The organism is Pseudomonas sp. ZT5P21 (genome assembly GCF_054897785.1).
Map to the genome: position 1 here is coordinate 1,740,887 of NZ_CM142705.1, position 16,246 is coordinate 1,757,132.

Consider the following 16,246-nt stretch of genomic DNA (forward strand, 5'->3'; position numbering starts at 1 on the left):
TTGTCGAAGCAAGCTGATGCCTACTTTATTAAAAATCCGCACGAGACAAACAATGCGCACACGATAACCGATGCCAAGGATGCTGCTGGGGTATTAAAACTGACGAGCGAGACTTTAATTGGCGAGTTAAAGGATTTGATTAAAGGATATGATTTTACGTCGATAAGCACTGATGAGTTCGCGAGAATCGGATCTAAACTCTATGAGATTGATCTGATAGACCGGCATGTGGCCGGGCAATTCATATCCGGGAATATGGCCTTTGATCAATATGGTTACCAGACTGAAAAGGATGTCAAATATAATGCGATCGCGATGTTCAATCAGATGCTGGGAGATACCAAAGCATATGCCAGTACTTGGCCTATGTACGCTCATCAAGAGTCATTCAAGGTGGTGCTGAGGGCTTTGCTGGGCGCGAATCAAGCCATCAACGCGCTCTCCTATTTTGCCCATTCAACAAGAAATGATCTGTCCGTCAGTATTCAAGCCTGAGTCACCCGGCGCCCGAATAATTTTTGGGCGCCGGTACACTGTTGTCTATCGGCCGTAGCGGGTGTTTCCAGAATATTGTCTGTCGACAGTTAGTGTGTTCGAGTGGCGGATTCTGTAAGTCCCCAGGGGGCCAAGCACTGAGGCAGTATTGCCGGTACCGCCGGCGACCTTGGTCCAGGTTGAACCCGTCAGTCTGTCAATAAATAAATCCGGGGGCGAACCCGCGCCTACGGAGTAATGGTGGAAGAGATGTTGGCTTGTCGGCATCCGTTTGCACCCGTAATAGTAAAGGGACCTTGTGCAATGACATCGGAGTTGGCGGGTACGGTGCCCCTGTAAGTGTCACGAATGCTGGTGCATGCTGCAGAAGCCTGACTCGCAAGAATCAGCCCCGCGAAAGAAAATGCGGTAAGGACTTTCATGAATACGCTCTTTGTGAAGTTAGTTGGCTGTGCGGTAGGGGTGCAGTGCGTGTTCCGCATGACAAAAGATTATCGATGAAGCCCCTTACCCACCAGTTCACGCCAACCACCAACCTTGAGTGAAACGTCCGAAGAAAGCGTCCTAAAAGACCGATATTTTTGAGAAAAAGAGTTTTTCCTACCCTATCTAATGCCCTTGTCTGTAAGGAGAAGCTTGCAATCAGGAAATTGCTCACCTCGCGCCCCTTATTCCCATAAGCCATAAGCACCGCACTTTGCGTGATATGGCCTGCGAACGTTTGCCGGTATGATAGGCGCCCCCGCAGTCTGGATTGCGAATACGCCATGACCTTGCAGTACCCAACCATCGCCGATTGCGTCGGCAACACTCCGCTGGTCCGTTTGCAGCGCTTGCCCGGCAACACCAGCAACACCCTTTTGCTCAAGCTCGAAGGGAACAACCCGGCGGGTTCGGTCAAGGACCGTCCGGCGCTGTCGATGATCACCCGTGCCGAGTTGCGCGGGCAGATACACGTCGGCGATACGCTGATCGAAGCGACCTCGGGCAACACCGGGATCGCCCTGGCCATGGCCGCAGCGATCAAGGGTTACAAGATGATCCTGATCATGCCGGACAACTCCAGCGCCGAACGTAAAGCCGCAATGACGGCGTATGGCGCCGAGCTGATTCTGGTCACCCAGGAAGAAGGCATGGAAGGCGCCCGCGACCTCGCTCAGCGAATGGAAGCCGAAGGCCGTGGCAAGGTGCTGGACCAGTTCGCCAACGGCGACAACCCCGAAGCGCACTACACCACCACCGGCCCGGAGATCTGGCGTCAGACCGAAGGCACCATCACTCATTTCGTCAGTTCGATGGGCACCACCGGCACCATCATGGGCGTGTCGCGCTACTTGAAAGAGCAGCGCGACAGTGTACAGATCATCGGCCTGCAACCGATGGAGGGCTCGGCGATTCCGGGCATCCGTCGCTGGCCGCAGGAATACCTGCCGAAGATTTATCAGGCCGACCGCGTGGACCGCATCATCGACATGGCGCAGAGCGAAGCCGAGGACGTGACCCGTCGTCTGGCCCGCGAAGAAGGCATTTTCTGCGGCGTGTCCTCAGGCGGTGCCGTCGCGGGGATGCTGCGCTTGTCCAAAGAAGTTGAAAACGCGGTGATCGTCGCGATCATCTGTGACCGTGGCGACCGTTATCTGTCGACCGGCATTTTCGACGCGCCCAACTGATGGCCAAGCATGAGAGAGGCCTGCGCTTTCAGCCCACCGGCGGCAGTAAAGCCCCGCAAATTCCGACCGGCAAAAAGCAGCGCCTGACCATCGAGCGCCTGGCCAATGACGGTCGCGGTATCGCGTTTTTCGAAGGTCGCACCTGGTTCGTCCTCGGCGCCTTGGCCGGTGAAGAGGTCGAAGCGCGTGTATTGGGGGTCCACGGCAAAGTGGTCGAGGCGCGCACCGAGCGCGTGTTCCAGGCCAGCGAACTGCGTCGCCCTGCACCGTGTCCACACGCCGGGCGTTGTGGTGGTTGCAGTGTTCAGCATCTGCCTCATACCGAACAACTTGCCCTGAAACAGCGCATGCTCGCCGAGCAATTGTCCAAGGTCGCCGGTGTCGAACCCGAAGAATGGGCCGCACCCTTGAGCGGGCCGGAATTCGCTTACCGCCGCCGTGCCCGGGTGGCGGTGCGCTGGGACATGAAGGCGAAAAAACTCGAAGTCGGTTTCCGCGCGGCAGGCAGTCAGGACATCGTTGCGATCAGCGAATGCCCGGTGTTGGTACAGCCCTTGCAGCCGATAATGACCCGCTTGCCGGAGATGTTGCGGCGCTTGAGCAAACCTCAGGCGTTGGGGCATGTGGAATTGTTCAGCGGTTCTTCATTAGCGGTTTTGTTGCGGCACATGGCGCCGTTGTCCGACGCCGATATGACGATCCTCAAGGATTTCTGCACGTTCCATGAAGCTCAATTGTGGCTGCATGGAGAAGGCGAACCGCAACCGGTCGAATCCGATCAGTCTTTAGGCTATCGCCTCGAACAGTGGGATTTGAACCTGGCGTACCGACCGGGAGATTTCATTCAGGTCAACGCGGCGGTCAACGAAGCGATGGTCGCCCAGGCGCTGGACTGGCTGAAGCCGAAAGCGGATGAACGCGTTCTCGATCTATTCTGTGGTTTGGGTAACTTTGCCTTGCCGCTGGCCAAAGCCGTTCGCGAAGTGGTGGCGGTCGAAGGTGTGCAGGCGATGGTCGAGCGGGCAGCCGCGAACGCCGTTGGCAACAATCTGCATAATGCGACGTTTTTTCAGGCCGATTTGTCCCAGCCTTTGACCGATGCCGAATGGGCGCGCGAAGGCTTTTGTGCGGTACTCTTGGACCCACCGCGTGACGGTGCTTTCGAGGTGGTGCGCAAACTCAAGGCCCTCGGCGCCGAACGATTGGTGTATGTGTCGTGCAACCCAGCAACTCTGGCGCGCGACACGGTGGAATTGATCAAGCAGGGCTACCGGTTAAAACGTGCCGGGATTCTCGATATGTTTCCTCAGACGGCACATGTCGAGGCCATGGCGTTATTTGAAGCGAGCCAGGACGGCTCGTCTGGTCCGACTGACCGCCCGTGCAGCACTCGCATTAGCCCCGCGAGGGCAAACGGGCAATGAAGGTCAGCGATTTGACGCATTGAATCTGCGTCGTAGGGAAGGTAAAGCAAGATGGTACAGGTGAGAGCACACCAGCCGATCAACACCGACGGCAGTATCAATCTCGAGGCTTGGCTCGATCATGCGGTCAGTGTCGATCTGGCACTGGATCGCGAAGCCTTGAAGGAAGCGTGCGAGTTCGCTCGTGCGTCCGAACAACAAGCCAATGCGGCGAAAAATTTGTGGTCCGAAGGAAACTCCAGTTTCCGCACCGGCCTTGAAATCGCCGAGATCCTCGCCGACCTCAAGCTCGATCAGGATTCGCTGGTCGCCGCGGTCCTGTACCGAGGCGTGCGCGAAGGCCAGATCCAGTTGCCGGCGGTCAGCCAGCGCTTTGGTCCCGTGGTGGCCAAACTCATCGACGGCGTTCAACGCATGGCGGCGATCAGCGACAGCCTGAGCCCGCGTAAATCCATGGTGATGGGCACTCAGGGTCAGGTGGAAAACCTGCGCAAAATGCTCGTGGCCATGGTCGATGACGTGCGCGTCGCGCTGATCAAACTGGCCGAACGCACTTGCGCGATCCGAGCGGTGAAAACCGCCGATGACGAGAAGCGCAATCGCGTCGCCCGTGAAGTCTTCGATATCTACGCGCCGCTCGCCCACCGTCTTGGTATTGGTCACATCAAATGGGAACTGGAGGACTTGTCCTTCCGTTACCTCGAGCCCGATCAGTACAAGCAGATCGCCAAGTTGCTCCATGAGCGGCGCCTGGATCGCGAGCGTTTCATCAGCGACGTGATGAGCCAGCTGAAAAATGAACTGCAGGCCACCGGCGTCGAAGCCGACATCAGTGGCCGGGCCAAACACATCTATTCGATCTGGCGCAAAATGCAGCGCAAGGGTCTGGAGTTCAGCCAGATCTACGACGTGCGCGCCGTGCGTGTGCTGGTGCCGGAAATGCGCGACTGCTACACCGCGCTCGGCATCGTCCACACCTTGTGGCGGCACATCCCGAAAGAATTCGACGACTACATCGCCAACCCGAAAGAGAACGGCTACCGTTCATTGCACACTGCGGTGATCGGGCCTGAAGGCAAGGTGCTGGAAGTGCAGATCCGCACCCACGCCATGCATGAAGAAGCCGAACTGGGCGTTTGCGCGCACTGGCGCTACAAAGGCACCGACGTCAAATCCGGTTCCAATCACTACGAAGAGAAAATCTCCTGGCTGCGTCAGGTGCTCGAGTGGCACGAAGAGCTGGGCGATATCGGCGGTCTGGCGGAACAGCTGCGGGTCGATATCGAACCGGACCGGGTGTACATCTTCACTCCGGACGGTCACGCCATCGACTTGCCGAAAGGCGCGACGCCGCTGGACTTCGCCTACCGCGTGCACACCGAAATCGGTCACAACTGCCGTGGCGCGAAGATCAACGGGCGCATCGTACCGCTCAACTACAGCCTGCAAACCGGTGAGCAGGTCGAGATCATCACCAGCAAGCACGGCACCCCGAGCCGCGACTGGCTGAACCCGAACCTGGGTTACATCACCACGTCGCGGGCGCGGGCAAAGATCGTTCACTGGTTCAAATTGCAGGCCCGCGATCAGAACGTCGCGGCCGGTAAAACGTTGCTCGAACGCGAACTCAGTCGCCTTGGCTTGCCAGCGGTAGACTTCGACAAGCTGGCCGACAAGGCCAACATGAAAACCGCCGAGGACATGTACGCCGCGTTGGGCGCCGGCGATTTGCGCCTGGCGCAACTGGTGAACCTGGCGCAGCAACTGGTCGAACCGGAGCGCGGCAACGAACAGCTGGAACTGATTCCACGCAAGGCCACCGGCTACAAACCGGGCAAGCGCGGCGATATTCAGATCCAAGGTGTCGGCAACCTCATGACTCAAATGGCGGGTTGCTGCCAGCCGTTGCCGGGCGATGCGATCGTCGGTTACATCACCCAGGGCCGAGGCGTGAGCATTCACCGGCAGGACTGCGCCTCGGTACTGCAACTGGGCGGGCGCGAGCCGGAGCGGATCATCCAGGTCAGCTGGGGCCCGGTGCCGGTGCTTACTTACCCGGTGGACATCATCATTCGCGCCTACGACCGTTCCGGTTTGCTGCGTGACGTGTCGCAAGTGCTGCTCAACGAGCGGATCAACGTGCTGGCGGTCAACACCCGCTCGAACAAGGAGGACAACACCGCGTTGATGTCCCTGACCATCGAGATTCCGGGGCTGGATGCACTTGGGCGGTTGCTGGGGCGGATTTCCCAGTTGCCGAACATCATCGAAACCCGCCGTAACCGTACACCGTGATGATGATCCCTGTGGGAGCGAGCTTGCTCACGATGAGGGCGTCTCAGTCGACTTCAATGTTGTCTGACACACCGCAATCGCGAGCAAGCTCGCTCCCACACATTGGTTTTGTGAAGAGACTGATTGATGTACAAACTTGAAGACTTGCTGCACCTGATGAGCCGTCTGCGCGACCCGCAGTTCGGCTGCCCGTGGGACATCAAGCAAACCTATGCCACTATCGTCCCGCACACGCTTGAGGAAGCCTACGAAGTCGCCGATGCGATCGAGCGTGGTGACTTCGATCATTTGCAGGGCGAGTTGGGCGATTTGCTGTTCCAGGTGGTTTATTACAGCCAACTGGCCCGGGAAGAAGGGCGCTTCGAATTCGCCGGTGTCATCGACAGCATCACCCGCAAGCTGATCCGTCGTCATCCGCACGTGTTTCCCACCGGTGATCTGTACGCGCCGCTGGATGTTCCGCGTCTGAGTGAAGAACAGGTCAAGCAGCGCTGGGAAGAGATCAAGGCGGAAGAACGTGCCGAGAAATCGACAGCGCCGGAACAGCTGTCCTTGCTCGATGACGTGCCCGCCGCGTTACCGGCATTGTCTCGTTCAGCGAAGTTGCAGAAGCGCGCAGGGCAGGTCGGTTTCGACTGGCCGGATGCCTTGCCGGTGCTGGACAAGGTCCGCGAAGAACTCGATGAAGTGCTCGAGGCCATGGCCGACAACGACTCGGTAGCGATTGCCGATGAAGTCGGCGACCTGCTGTTTTCCGTGGTCAATCTGGCGCGTCATTTGAAGGTCGATCCGGAAACTGCTTTGCGCGGCGCCAACAGCAAGTTCGAAAGACGCTTCCGTTTTATCGAACAGGCATTGCGCGATACCCATCGTCCCATAGAAGATTGCACCCTCGAAGAGTTGGACGCCCTGTGGGGTGAAGCCAAACGTCAGGAAAAGAATTTGCCCAGCTGCGGTTGAGCAGTGGCCTAAGTGAGAACCAAGCACCATGAGCATTTCCCTTCGCGACCAGTTGCTAAAGGCAGGGCTGGTCAACCAAAAGCAGGCCAAACAGGTCGGCAAAGAGAAGCAGAAACAGCAGCGCCTGGCCCACAAAGGCCAGATCGAACTTGATGACTCCCAGCAGCGTGCGGCCCAGGAAGCCATGGCCGAAAAGGTCAAGCGCGACCAGGAGCTGAACCGCCAGCAGCAGGAGAAGGCCGAGGCCAAGGCCCGCGCCGCTCAGGTCAAGCAATTGATCGAAGTCTCGCGTCTGCCGAAGCTGACCACCGAGGATTACTACAACTTCGTCGACGACAAGAAGGTCAAGCGCCTCTCCGTCAACACGTTGATGCGCAACAAGCTCAGTAACGGTTCACTGGCGATCGTGCACCATGCCGGCGGTTACGAAGTGATTCCCCGTGAAGCGGCCTTGAAGATTCAGGAGCGCGATCCACAGCGCATCGTGCAGTTGAACGTGCAGACCGAAGAAGCCGCCGCCGAGGACGATCCGTATGCGGCGTATCAGATCCCTGACGATCTGATGTGGTAAGCGGTTGAAGACTGCAACAACGACAAACCCCGCTCATGGCGGGGTTTGTCGTTTTCAATGCTGTCGTTGCTTATGCGGATCGGAGCTCTCGTTGCTGCTCCAGTTTTTCCAGTTCGGCCTTGTAGTTGTGGGCGTCGGTTTCGGAGTGGAACATCCCCACCAACATGCCTTGTTGGTGCACATCCCAAATCCGGATACCGGCGGCTACGCCTTCGTGGGATTTATGTGAATCGTCGCGTTCAGTTACTTTTACAGTCATCTGCTTGCTCCAATCTCTCTGATATCTGCAGCAAGGTGTGTGCAGGACTCTGTTACATGTTTGGTTAGCTTGCTAAGTAAACGACTGGGTTTCGTAACGAACAATTGCGAATTTTGCAAAAGTGCTGCAGTCCGCGTAATACGCGACATTCGGTCGCAGGGCTCTGGGTTTCATGACAAAAGCTTCATGTTCAGTGAGCCCAAGATTGCGGGCAAACGCTAAACATTGTGGGAGCGGGCTTGCTCGCGAAGGCGTCGGCACATTCAATGATGATGTCACCTGACACACCGCCTTCGCGAGCAAGCCCGCTCCCATAGGGTTTTGCATTTTTTCAGGCAAAAAAAACGCCCCGAACCAGTCGGGGCGTTTTTATGCGCGGCGGAGCGGCGGGGTATTACTTGCCCTGCCAGCGCTTCAGTACCAGCGTGGCGTTGGTGCCACCGAAACCGAAGCTGTTGCTCATCACGGTGTTGATGGTGGCGTCTTCACGAGTCTTGGTCAGGACCGGCATGTCTGCCACTTCCGGGTCCAGTTCGTCGATGTTGGCGGAACCCGCCATGAAGTTGCCTTCCATCATCAGCATGCAGTAGATCGCTTCGTGAACGCCGGCGGCGCCCAAGGAGTGACCGGACAGGCTCTTGGTGGAGCTGATGGCCGGGGCCTTGTCGCCGAACACTTCACGCACACCTTTCATTTCCGCGACGTCGCCGACCGGAGTCGAGGTGCCGTGGGTGTTCAGGTAGTCGATCGGTGTGTCAACGGTCGACATAGCCATCTGCATGCAGCGGATGGCGCCTTCGCCGCTTGGGGCGACCATGTCGTAGCCGTCGGAGGTCGCGCCGTAGCCCACGATTTCCGCGTAGATTTTCGCGCCGCGGGCCAAAGCGTGTTCCAGCTCTTCGACCACGACCATGCCGCCACCGCCGGCGATGACGAAACCGTCACGCTTGGCGTCGTAGGCACGGGAAGCTTTTTCCGGGGTTTCGTTGTACTGGCTGGACAATGCGCCCATGGCGTCGAACAGGAACGATTGGCTCCAATGCTCTTCTTCACCGCCGCCGGCGAATACGATGTCCTGCTTGCCCATCTGGATCTGTTCCATGGCGTTACCGATGCAGTGAGCACTGGTGGCGCAAGCGGAGGAGATCGAGTAGTTCACACCCTTGATCTTGAACGGCGTGGCCAGGCAAGCGGAAACGGTGCTGCCCATGGTCCGCGTGACGCGATACGGGCCGACGCGCTTGACGCCTTTCTCGCGCAGGATGTCCAGCGCTTCCATCTGGTTCAAGGTCGACGCGCCACCGGAACCGGCGATCAGGCCGGTACGCACGTTGGAAACCTGCTCGTCGGTCAGACCGGCGTCGGTGATGGCGTCTTTCATGGCCAGGTAGGCGTAGGCCGCCGCGTGGCCGACGAAGCGATAGATCTTGCGATCGATCAGCTCTTCGAGGGGAAGGTCAATGGAGCCGGAAACCTGGCTACGCAGACCCATTTCGGCATATTCCGGGTTGAACCGGATGCCAGGGCGGCTTGCACGCAGGTTAGCGGAGACGGTCTCTTTGTCATTGCCCAGGCACGAAACGATGCCCAGACCAGTGATAACGACGCGGCGCATGCGGATAACCCTTAGAAGTTGTCAGTGGAGGTGAAAACGCCGACCCGAAGGCCTTCGGCGGTGTAGATCTCGCGACCGTCGACAGTCACCGAACCGTCGGCGATGGCCAGGTTCAGCTTGCCTTTGAGGACGCGCTTGATATGAATGTTATAGGTCACTTTCTTCGCAGTCGGCAGGACCTGACCAAAGAACTTCACTTCGCCCGAACCCAGGGCGCGGCCGCGGCCCGGCAGGCCTTGCCAGCCGAGGAAGAAGCCGACCAGTTGCCACATGGCATCGAGGCCCAGGCAGCCTGGCATCACAGGGTCACCTTCGAAGTGACAGGCGAAAAACCACAGATCCGGAGTGATATCCAGCTCGGCGACCAATTCACCTTTGCCGTACTTGCCGCCTTCTTCGCTGATCAGGGTGATGCGGTCCACCATCAGCATGTTCGGGGCGGGCAGTTGCGCGTTACCTGGGCCAAACAGCTCACCGCGACTGCAGCGCAGCAGGTCTTCCCGAGTAAAGGCGTTTTGTTTGGTCATGCGAGCTCCTCAATAGTCCCATGCGGCAGGTGGGGCAAATCTTCCCGGCCGATCGAAGCGTTCATGCCTCGAGTCAGCAGCCTACTCATAGACTATTGCGTTGTGGTGAAAGTCACAGCACCAAGGACATGAATGTACACTTGTGCACTGAAATTTTTATTCAAGCCCCTTTTCGGGCCTGTTCGGGTGCCTAAGACTGCCGCACTTTCGCCTTTCACGCCAGTCGCAGATGGTCGAAAAGCCTGCACTACTGCACCCATCGCTGCAGAATTTGCTGCAAATCAGTGCGTTTGAAGGGCTTGGCCAGGTAATCGTTCATTCCCGCCGATAAACAGGCTTCACGGTCGCCCTGCAAGGCGTTGGCGGTCAGCGCAATAATCGGCAGGTCGGTGCAACCGGGCAGTTGGCGAATCTGTCGGGTGGCCTCGTAGCCATCGATGATCGGCAATCGGCAGTCCATCAGAATGGCTTCGAAAATCAGGCTTTCCGCGCTGCGTATCGCCTGAGCGCCGTCGGTAGCAACGCTGACAGTAAAGCCCAGGCTGCGCAACATGGCTGCGACGACGGTCTGGTTAACCGGGTTGTCCTCGACCAGCAGCACATTGCGGCCTGCGCCATCGCCACTGCCGGACTGCGCGCGCGGCGTCAGTACCGGCAGCGTCTGTTTACTGAACGCCAGCGGGATTTCCAGGGTGAACACCGAGCCGCGACCCTCCTCACTCTGGGCGCGCAAGGTGCCGCCCATACGTTCCGCAAGGGTGCGGGCAATCGGCAATCCCAGTCCGGTACCGCCGTAACGCCTTGAAATAGAACTGTCGGCCTGCTGGAACGCGTTGAACATCAATTCCAGGCTTTCGGACGGGATGCCAATCCCGCTGTCGCGCACGGTGCAGGTGAACCACAACAATTCGTGATCCAGTGACTGCCACTGCGGTTGGATGGTGATGCGGCCCTGCTCGGTGAACTTCAACGCATTGCCCACCAGGTTTACCAGAATCTGCCGGATCCGAGTCGGGTCGCCCTGAACCTGCAACGCACGCATGTCATCGGGGATCAGCAGTGCCAGATCGAGCCCGCGTTGCAACGCGCTGTGCTGGAACGACTGGGCGCAACTGCTGATCAGATCCGCCAGATTGAACGGAATATGTTCCAGCTCCAGTTCCGAGCGCTCGATGCGCGAGAAGTCGAGAATGTCGTTGATGACTTTAAGCAGGTGTTCCGTTGATTCCGAGGCCAAGGCCGCGTACTCGACCTGCTCCTCGGTCATCGCGGTGGTTTCCAGTAGTTGCAGCATGCCGAGCACGCCATTCATCGGTGTGCGCAGTTCGTGGCTCATCATCGCCAGGAAATCGGATTTGGCGTTGTTGGCCTTTTCCGCTTCTTCGCGCGTCTGGATCAATTGCGCCATGGCCTGATGCTGTTCACGGCTGGCCTGTTCAAGACCCTTGGCGAGGTTGTTGATGTGTTGCGACAGCGCGCCGAGTTCGGTGTCATCGACAATCGGCAGCGGCGTTTTGTAGTCGCCGCTCTGGATCGCCTTGACCGCGTTGCCGATGTCGCGGATCGGCTGCGACAGGCTGCCGGCCAGGCGCCGGGCGATCAGGAAGGTAAACAGCAGGGCGAATAGCGCCAGGACACCGGCCTTGAAGAGGATTTCCTGTTGGCGCTTGCTAAAGGCGTCATTTGACAGACCGACGATCACCCGACCCAGGTAATCCTCGGCGGGGGCGGAGTTGGCGACTTTGCTGTCCTGGAAGAAATCATTGTGCAACGCGATCCGTTGCAAACGCACCGGCGCCTGGAACACTTCGACCTGTTGCGAGCGGGTGTGGGTTTCCGCCGGATGTTCGATATACACCAGAATCCGGTTGGCGCTGTCCTGCACTTCCAGGAATCGCACATTGGGCGTGGCCAAGGTGGCCTTGAGCAGGCTTTCAAGCACCTCGTTGTTGCCCGAAATCACCCCGTACTCAGCGGCCGGCGCCAATTGGTTGGCAATCAGCTGACCGGTGTGATTGAGCTCCTGGCGCAGGTCCTGGATCCGCACGAAGGTGAAAAAACTGATCAGCAGCAAGGTCAGCAGCAGGGCAGGCCCGAGGCTGATGATCTGGGTGCGGGTGTTGATATCCCAACGACGACGGAAAGTCATGGGCGGCTTTCTCCTTCGGCCAACTGTGCTGCAACCAGCGCTTCATTGATCTGTTCAATACCTAATGAACGAGCCACTTGCGGGTTACTCAAGACTTTGAAGCGATTGGCGTAATGCGTGCGTGGCCAGTTGGCGGGTGGTCGGTCGAGCAGTTCGTCGAGAATCGCCAGCCAGTCGCTCTGGTCGCTGTAGCTGCTGGTCAGGCTGCCAGCCTTGACGAAGCCGGCATTCGGGCCGATCAGCGCGGTTTGCCGGGCGTAGCTGCTGAGCAGCAGGTTTTTCGCCGTTTTGGGGTTGTACAAGTCGGGATCATCGAGGCCCAGCAGTACGTCGCTGTTTTTCAGCAGCGTCTGTAACGGCCGACTGTCGTTGGTGTCGTCCCAGCGCTCGGTGACGATCTCAAGGCCAAGCGGTCGGGCGGCCTGGCGCAGTTCATTCAAGAGAAATTCACTGTGGTTGTCGTACAGCACGCCGACCCGCTTGACATGAGGCAGCAGGATTTGGGTCAGGCGAAGTTGCCGGTCAGGCGGCGGATCGCTCCAGAGCAGGCTCAAACGGGCGGGCAGGACAGTGCCCAGGCGTTGACGGGCTTGCAGGCGGCTGATGCGCAACACCAGCGTCACCGGGCCCTGAGAATCTTGCAGGCGCCAGTCGAGGCTGGGCAGGTCCAGCAGGATCAAACGCGTAAGGGCAGGCAATTTGCTCGGTGCTGGCAGATTGGCCAATAGCTCGAAACGCACCGTGTCACCAGGGCGCAATTCGCCAAGGGCCGTCGCGAAATCCCGCATGCCGGGACTGTCGTCGGCACCGGTCAGCAGAATGTCTTCGGCGCTGGCCGACACGCTCACCAGCCAACCGGCAAGCACCAGGCACAACCCGGCCAGCAGACGGCCAAGGATTGGCGTTTTGCGCGACGGACACAGCAGCATCTAGAACGCCAGCTCCGCGCTGAAGTACACCACCCGTCGCTCATCGTAGCGGTTGTCGACGAAGGTGGTGGGTTGATTGTCGAGACGTTGTTGGAGCACGCCGGCCAGTTCCAGGCTGGCCTTGCCCAGGCCGATGCGTTTGACGATGCGCGTGTCGACCCGTTCGAAGCGATAGCCATTGAGTGCGTCGTTACCATAATAAAAGACGGCGCTGTTCCAGCCGTGGCCCCAGTGGCGCAGCCAACCGGCGGAGCCACTGTTTCGTGCGGTCTGTTGCGCATCCAGCGGATTGCTCGCTTGGGAATCGACATAGGCATAAGTCAGGCGCAACCGGTCAGTGCTGCCCAGGCGCCAGTCGAGCTGGGTTTCCACCCCGGTGAAGCGCGAGCTGTTGGCGTTGCTGGCGATGTACTGATTGTTGCGCAACGGCTCGCTGTTCATGCCGGTGATCTCGTCGTGGAACACCTTCACGTCAATCGCCAGCCCCGACTCGGCGAAGAAGCCGTTGTAGCCCAGCTCCCTTGAGCGCATGCGTTCCTGCTCGAGATTGCCGGGGCCGCGAGTCCTGACGAAATAACGGGCGCTGTTCTGTCCGTAGGCAGCGGGTTGCAGGTTGGTCACCTGGTAGCTCCAGTTGACATTGTTCTCGAACATGTCCGGCGAACGGATCGCCTCCGAATACACCGCACGCAAACCGTGGCGCGGCGTGATCAGATAGTTGACCGCCACCCGCGGGGTTAACGAATTGCCGGTCAATTGCGTGTCTTCGAACATCGCGCCGCCTTGCAACAACCAGTGTTCGGTCGCTCTCCACTCGAGTTGGCCGAAGGCTCGCCACGTAGTGTCATCGAGCGTGCCATTGAAATAGGTTTCAGAATCGGCCCGGTCGTAACGATAGTTGATGCCGCTGACCAGTCGCAGACTGTCGGACAGGCTAAGGGTGTCCTGCAATTCGAGGTCGTAGCGCGACTCCCGAGTGCTTTGGTCAATGTCACCGCACAGGGTTTGCCGGGCGCCGTTTCGCCACTGGTCTAGCACTTGATTGGCCAGCGTTTGCTCCACCGCCGTGCCGGCTGGTGCGCCGGAACCGACGTAGCGTTCGATGTTGCGCGCCAGGCGTTCGGTGTAGTTTGGGTTGAGCTGCCAGAGTTCAGTCAGTTCGGGGCTGAACGAGACTTCGGCGTCGCAGGCGCGCCAGGTTTGCTGACGATCCCAGTGCTGGGCCGAGCCTTGAATGTAAAGGCTGTGATCGGGATTGATGTCGAGGTTCCAGCGCAAGGAACCGGCGTAGTCTTTGGCGACGACGTCGGAATTGTTCCCTGCGGCGGTAATCCCCGAGAACACTGGGCGGTAGGTATAAGGCCGCTGATTGCTTCCGTCCTTGGCATTTAATTGCCAATCGATGCTTTGCTCTTCGTTCAGCGTCTGGCTGACGGCGAGGTTGAAGCGGTTCAGGCGGCGGCTGTCGCGATAGTCGGCACCCTTGCGGTCTGAGTCGAAGCCATCGTCCTGCAGACCGGATAGCGATACGCGCAAGTCGCCACCGTCCCAACCCACGCCCTGACTGGCGTAAAAATCGTCGATGCCACGCTGTCCTCGCGTGACCTTCATCCGCGTGCCGTGGCTGTCGGCCGGATTGCGGGTGATGATGTTGACCACCGCCATCAGCGCATTGGCGCCATAGCTGACGGTGTTCGGACCACGGAATACTTCGATGCGCTCGATGTCTTCCATGGCCACCGGAATGTCACTCCAGTCCACCGTGGCCAGGCCGGCGCGGTACACCGAGCGGCCGTCGATCAGCCCCTGCATGCGCCGCGCTTCGCTGGCGTTGGTGCCGTGGTAATTCACTGCCGCCTGATTGCCGCTGATATTGCCGACCATCATGCCCGGCACCAGGCGCAGCAACTCGCTGATGTCCCGGGCACCGCTGGCGTTGATCAGTTCGCTGTCGATCACCGTCATGCTTCCCGGCACCGCGGCCGGCGACTGTTTCAGGCGCGTTGCCGTCAGCACGTGCGGCAGTGGCTCGCTATCGAGAAACAGGTCGTCGGCCAGCAACGGCGGGCTGATTATGAGCGCCAGAACCAGCGGCGAGTGGGGTGAAGCAGAGCCAAACGACACAACACATCCTTGATGGCGATCTTACTGGCGCGCATGTTAACCGAGCCAGTCGGCTTTTCCAGTCACGATGACGGCATTTTCCTCGGATTTATTGGTCTTCTTCAGACAAGTGCCAGTAATTGACGCGGGGACTGGCCGCCACTGGGCCGCTCCGTATAATGCCGGCATCGCCACTGCTATGGATTAACGGATTGCATATGACTGAACAGCGCCCGATTGCGGTCCTGGGAGGCGGAAGTTTTGGTACCGCCGTGGCTAACCTTCTGGCCGAGAACGGGCATCAGGTCCGCTTGTGGATGCGCGACCCCGAACAGGCCGAAGCCATTCGGGTCAATCGCGAGAACCCGCGTTACCTTAAAGGCATCAAGATTCTTCCGGCCGTGGAAGCGGTCACTGACCTGCTCGCGACTCTGGAGGCCTGCGAACTGTGTTTCGTCGCGCTGCCATCCAGCGCGCTACGCTCGGTGCTCGCGCCTCACGCGCAGCGCCTGAGCGGCAAGATGCTGGTGAGCCTGACCAAAGGCATCGAAGCCCACACCTTCAAACTGATGAGCGAGATCCTCGAAGACATCGCTCCGCAAGCGCGCATAGGCGTGCTATCAGGACCGAACCTGGCTCGTGAAATCGCCGAACACGCGCTGACTGCCACCGTGGTCGCCAGCGAAGACGAAGAACTTTGCCAGCAGGTTCAGGCCGCGCTGCACGGCCGCACCTTTCGCGTGTACGCCAGCGCCGACCGCTTCGGCGTGGAGTTGGGCGGGGCGCTGAAAAACGTTTACGCAATCATCGCCGGCATGGCGGTGGCGCTGGGTATGGGCGAAAACACCAAGAGCATGCTGATCACCCGGGCGCTGGCGGAAATGACCCGCTTTGCGGTGAATCAGGGCGCCAACCCGATGACTTTCCTGGGGCTCGCGGGTGTGGGTGATTTGATCGTGACGTGTTCGTCACCGAAAAGCCGCAACTATCAGGTCGGATTCGCCCTCGGCCAAGGCTTGAGCCTGGAAGACGCGGTGACGCGACTGGGCGAAGTCGCGGAAGGCGTGAATACCCTCAAAGTGCTCAAGGCCAAGGCCCAGGAAGTGGGCGTTTACATGCCGCTGGTCGCCGGACTGCACGCGATTCTGTTCGAAGGGCGCACGCTGAATCAGGTGATCGAGCTGCTGATGCGCGGCGAACCGAAAACCGACGTCGACTTTATTTCCACCAGTGGTTTCAACTGATCACG

General features: G+C 59.1%; 13 protein-coding genes. 7 read left to right on the forward strand and 6 right to left on the reverse strand.

The features are described 5' to 3' along the window. From ACYZT9_RS08035 to ACYZT9_RS08060, 6 genes are all read left to right on the forward strand, one after another. Nucleotides 1-495, forward strand: coding sequence for a hypothetical protein (locus ACYZT9_RS08035; protein ID WP_462009314.1), 495 nt, complete (start codon nt 1-3; stop codon nt 493-495). Nucleotides 496-1,262: 767 nt separating this feature from the next. Next, a complete protein-coding gene (gene cysM / locus ACYZT9_RS08040; protein ID WP_462009315.1) occupies nt 1,263-2,165 on the forward strand; it encodes a cysteine synthase CysM in 903 nt (300 codons plus the stop codon). Further along, the gene (rlmD, locus tag ACYZT9_RS08045; protein ID WP_462009316.1) at nt 2,165-3,589 is read left to right on the forward strand and encodes a 23S rRNA (uracil(1939)-C(5))-methyltransferase RlmD; all 1,425 of its coding nucleotides are present in this window, start codon (nt 2,165-2,167) and stop codon (nt 3,587-3,589) included. The genes cysM and rlmD overlap by 1 nt, the downstream gene beginning before the upstream one ends. Nucleotides 3,590-3,640: 51 nt before the next feature. Beyond that, nucleotides 3,641-5,884 carry a GTP diphosphokinase gene (gene relA, locus ACYZT9_RS08050; protein ID WP_462009317.1) on the forward strand — a complete coding sequence of 748 codons (2,244 nt, stop codon included), beginning with the start codon at nt 3,641-3,643 and terminating at the stop codon, nt 5,882-5,884. 126 nt (nt 5,885-6,010) lie between these two features. Then, the gene (mazG, locus tag ACYZT9_RS08055; RefSeq protein ID WP_462009318.1) at nt 6,011-6,844 is read left to right on the forward strand and encodes a nucleoside triphosphate pyrophosphohydrolase; all 834 of its coding nucleotides are present in this window, start codon (nt 6,011-6,013) and stop codon (nt 6,842-6,844) included. Nucleotides 6,845-6,872: 28 nt separating this feature from the next. Further along, complete coding sequence (locus tag ACYZT9_RS08060) at nt 6,873-7,415, forward strand: DUF2058 domain-containing protein (RefSeq protein WP_084321993.1); 543 nt, start codon at nt 6,873-6,875, stop codon at nt 7,413-7,415. Nucleotides 7,416-7,485: 70 nt separating this feature from the next. Here the strand turns inward: ACYZT9_RS08060 and ACYZT9_RS08065 are convergent, their stop codons facing one another. The 6 genes from ACYZT9_RS08065 to ACYZT9_RS08090 form a co-directional block, all read right to left on the reverse strand. Beyond that, nucleotides 7,486-7,674, reverse strand: a complete 189-nt coding sequence (locus tag ACYZT9_RS08065; RefSeq protein WP_462009319.1) for a hypothetical protein — start codon at nt 7,672-7,674, stop codon at nt 7,486-7,488. A 394-nt stretch (nt 7,675-8,068) separates the two neighbouring features. Then, on the reverse strand, nt 8,069-9,289 hold the full coding sequence (gene fabB, locus ACYZT9_RS08070; protein WP_462009320.1) for a beta-ketoacyl-ACP synthase I: 1,221 nt from the start codon (nt 9,287-9,289) through the stop codon (nt 8,069-8,071). An 11-nt stretch (nt 9,290-9,300) separates the two neighbouring features. Next, nucleotides 9,301-9,816 (reverse strand): 3-hydroxyacyl-[acyl-carrier-protein] dehydratase FabA, encoded by a 516-nt coding sequence (gene fabA / locus ACYZT9_RS08075; RefSeq protein ID WP_003179264.1) that lies wholly within the window; start codon nt 9,814-9,816, stop codon nt 9,301-9,303. Between the two features lie 247 nt (nt 9,817-10,063). Then, complete coding sequence (locus ACYZT9_RS08080; RefSeq protein ID WP_462009321.1) at nt 10,064-11,965, reverse strand: ATP-binding protein; 1,902 nt, start codon at nt 11,963-11,965, stop codon at nt 10,064-10,066. Next, nucleotides 11,962-12,894: an ABC transporter substrate-binding protein gene (locus ACYZT9_RS08085; RefSeq protein WP_462009322.1), complete on the reverse strand. Its 933-nt coding sequence runs from the start codon at nt 12,892-12,894 to the stop codon at nt 11,962-11,964. The genes ACYZT9_RS08080 and ACYZT9_RS08085 overlap by 4 nt, the downstream gene beginning before the upstream one ends. After that, nucleotides 12,895-15,018, reverse strand: a complete 2,124-nt coding sequence (locus tag ACYZT9_RS08090; protein WP_462009323.1) for a TonB-dependent receptor plug domain-containing protein — start codon at nt 15,016-15,018, stop codon at nt 12,895-12,897. Between the two features lie 197 nt (nt 15,019-15,215). Here ACYZT9_RS08090 and ACYZT9_RS08095 point away from each other — a divergent pair, with 197 nt between their 5' ends. Continuing rightward, nucleotides 15,216-16,241: an NAD(P)H-dependent glycerol-3-phosphate dehydrogenase gene (locus tag ACYZT9_RS08095; protein WP_462009324.1), complete on the forward strand. Its 1,026-nt coding sequence runs from the start codon at nt 15,216-15,218 to the stop codon at nt 16,239-16,241. Nucleotides 16,242-16,246 lie beyond the last annotated feature (5 nt).

Excerpts from the sequence above, each read along its gene's own strand:
- cysM (WP_462009315.1), top strand. The coding sequence starts at position 1,263 with ATGACCTTGCAGTACCCAACCATCGCCGATTGCGTCGGCAACACTCCG.
- rlmD (WP_462009316.1), top strand. The coding sequence starts at position 2,165 with ATGGCCAAGCATGAGAGAGGCCTGCGCTTTCAGCCCACCGGCGGCAGT.
- relA (WP_462009317.1), top strand. The coding sequence starts at position 3,641 with ATGGTACAGGTGAGAGCACACCAGCCGATCAACACCGACGGCAGTATC.
- mazG (WP_462009318.1), top strand. The coding sequence starts at position 6,011 with ATGTACAAACTTGAAGACTTGCTGCACCTGATGAGCCGTCTGCGCGAC.
- ACYZT9_RS08060 (WP_084321993.1), top strand. The coding sequence starts at position 6,873 with ATGAGCATTTCCCTTCGCGACCAGTTGCTAAAGGCAGGGCTGGTCAAC.
- ACYZT9_RS08065 (WP_462009319.1), bottom strand. The coding sequence starts at position 7,674 with ATGACTGTAAAAGTAACTGAACGCGACGATTCACATAAATCCCACGAA.
- fabB (WP_462009320.1), bottom strand. The coding sequence starts at position 9,289 with ATGCGCCGCGTCGTTATCACTGGTCTGGGCATCGTTTCGTGCCTGGGC.
- fabA (WP_003179264.1), bottom strand. The coding sequence starts at position 9,816 with ATGACCAAACAAAACGCCTTTACTCGGGAAGACCTGCTGCGCTGCAGT.
- ACYZT9_RS08080 (WP_462009321.1), bottom strand. The coding sequence starts at position 11,965 with ATGACTTTCCGTCGTCGTTGGGATATCAACACCCGCACCCAGATCATC.
- ACYZT9_RS08085 (WP_462009322.1), bottom strand. The coding sequence starts at position 12,894 with ATGCTGCTGTGTCCGTCGCGCAAAACGCCAATCCTTGGCCGTCTGCTG.
- ACYZT9_RS08095 (WP_462009324.1), top strand. The coding sequence starts at position 15,216 with ATGACTGAACAGCGCCCGATTGCGGTCCTGGGAGGCGGAAGTTTTGGT.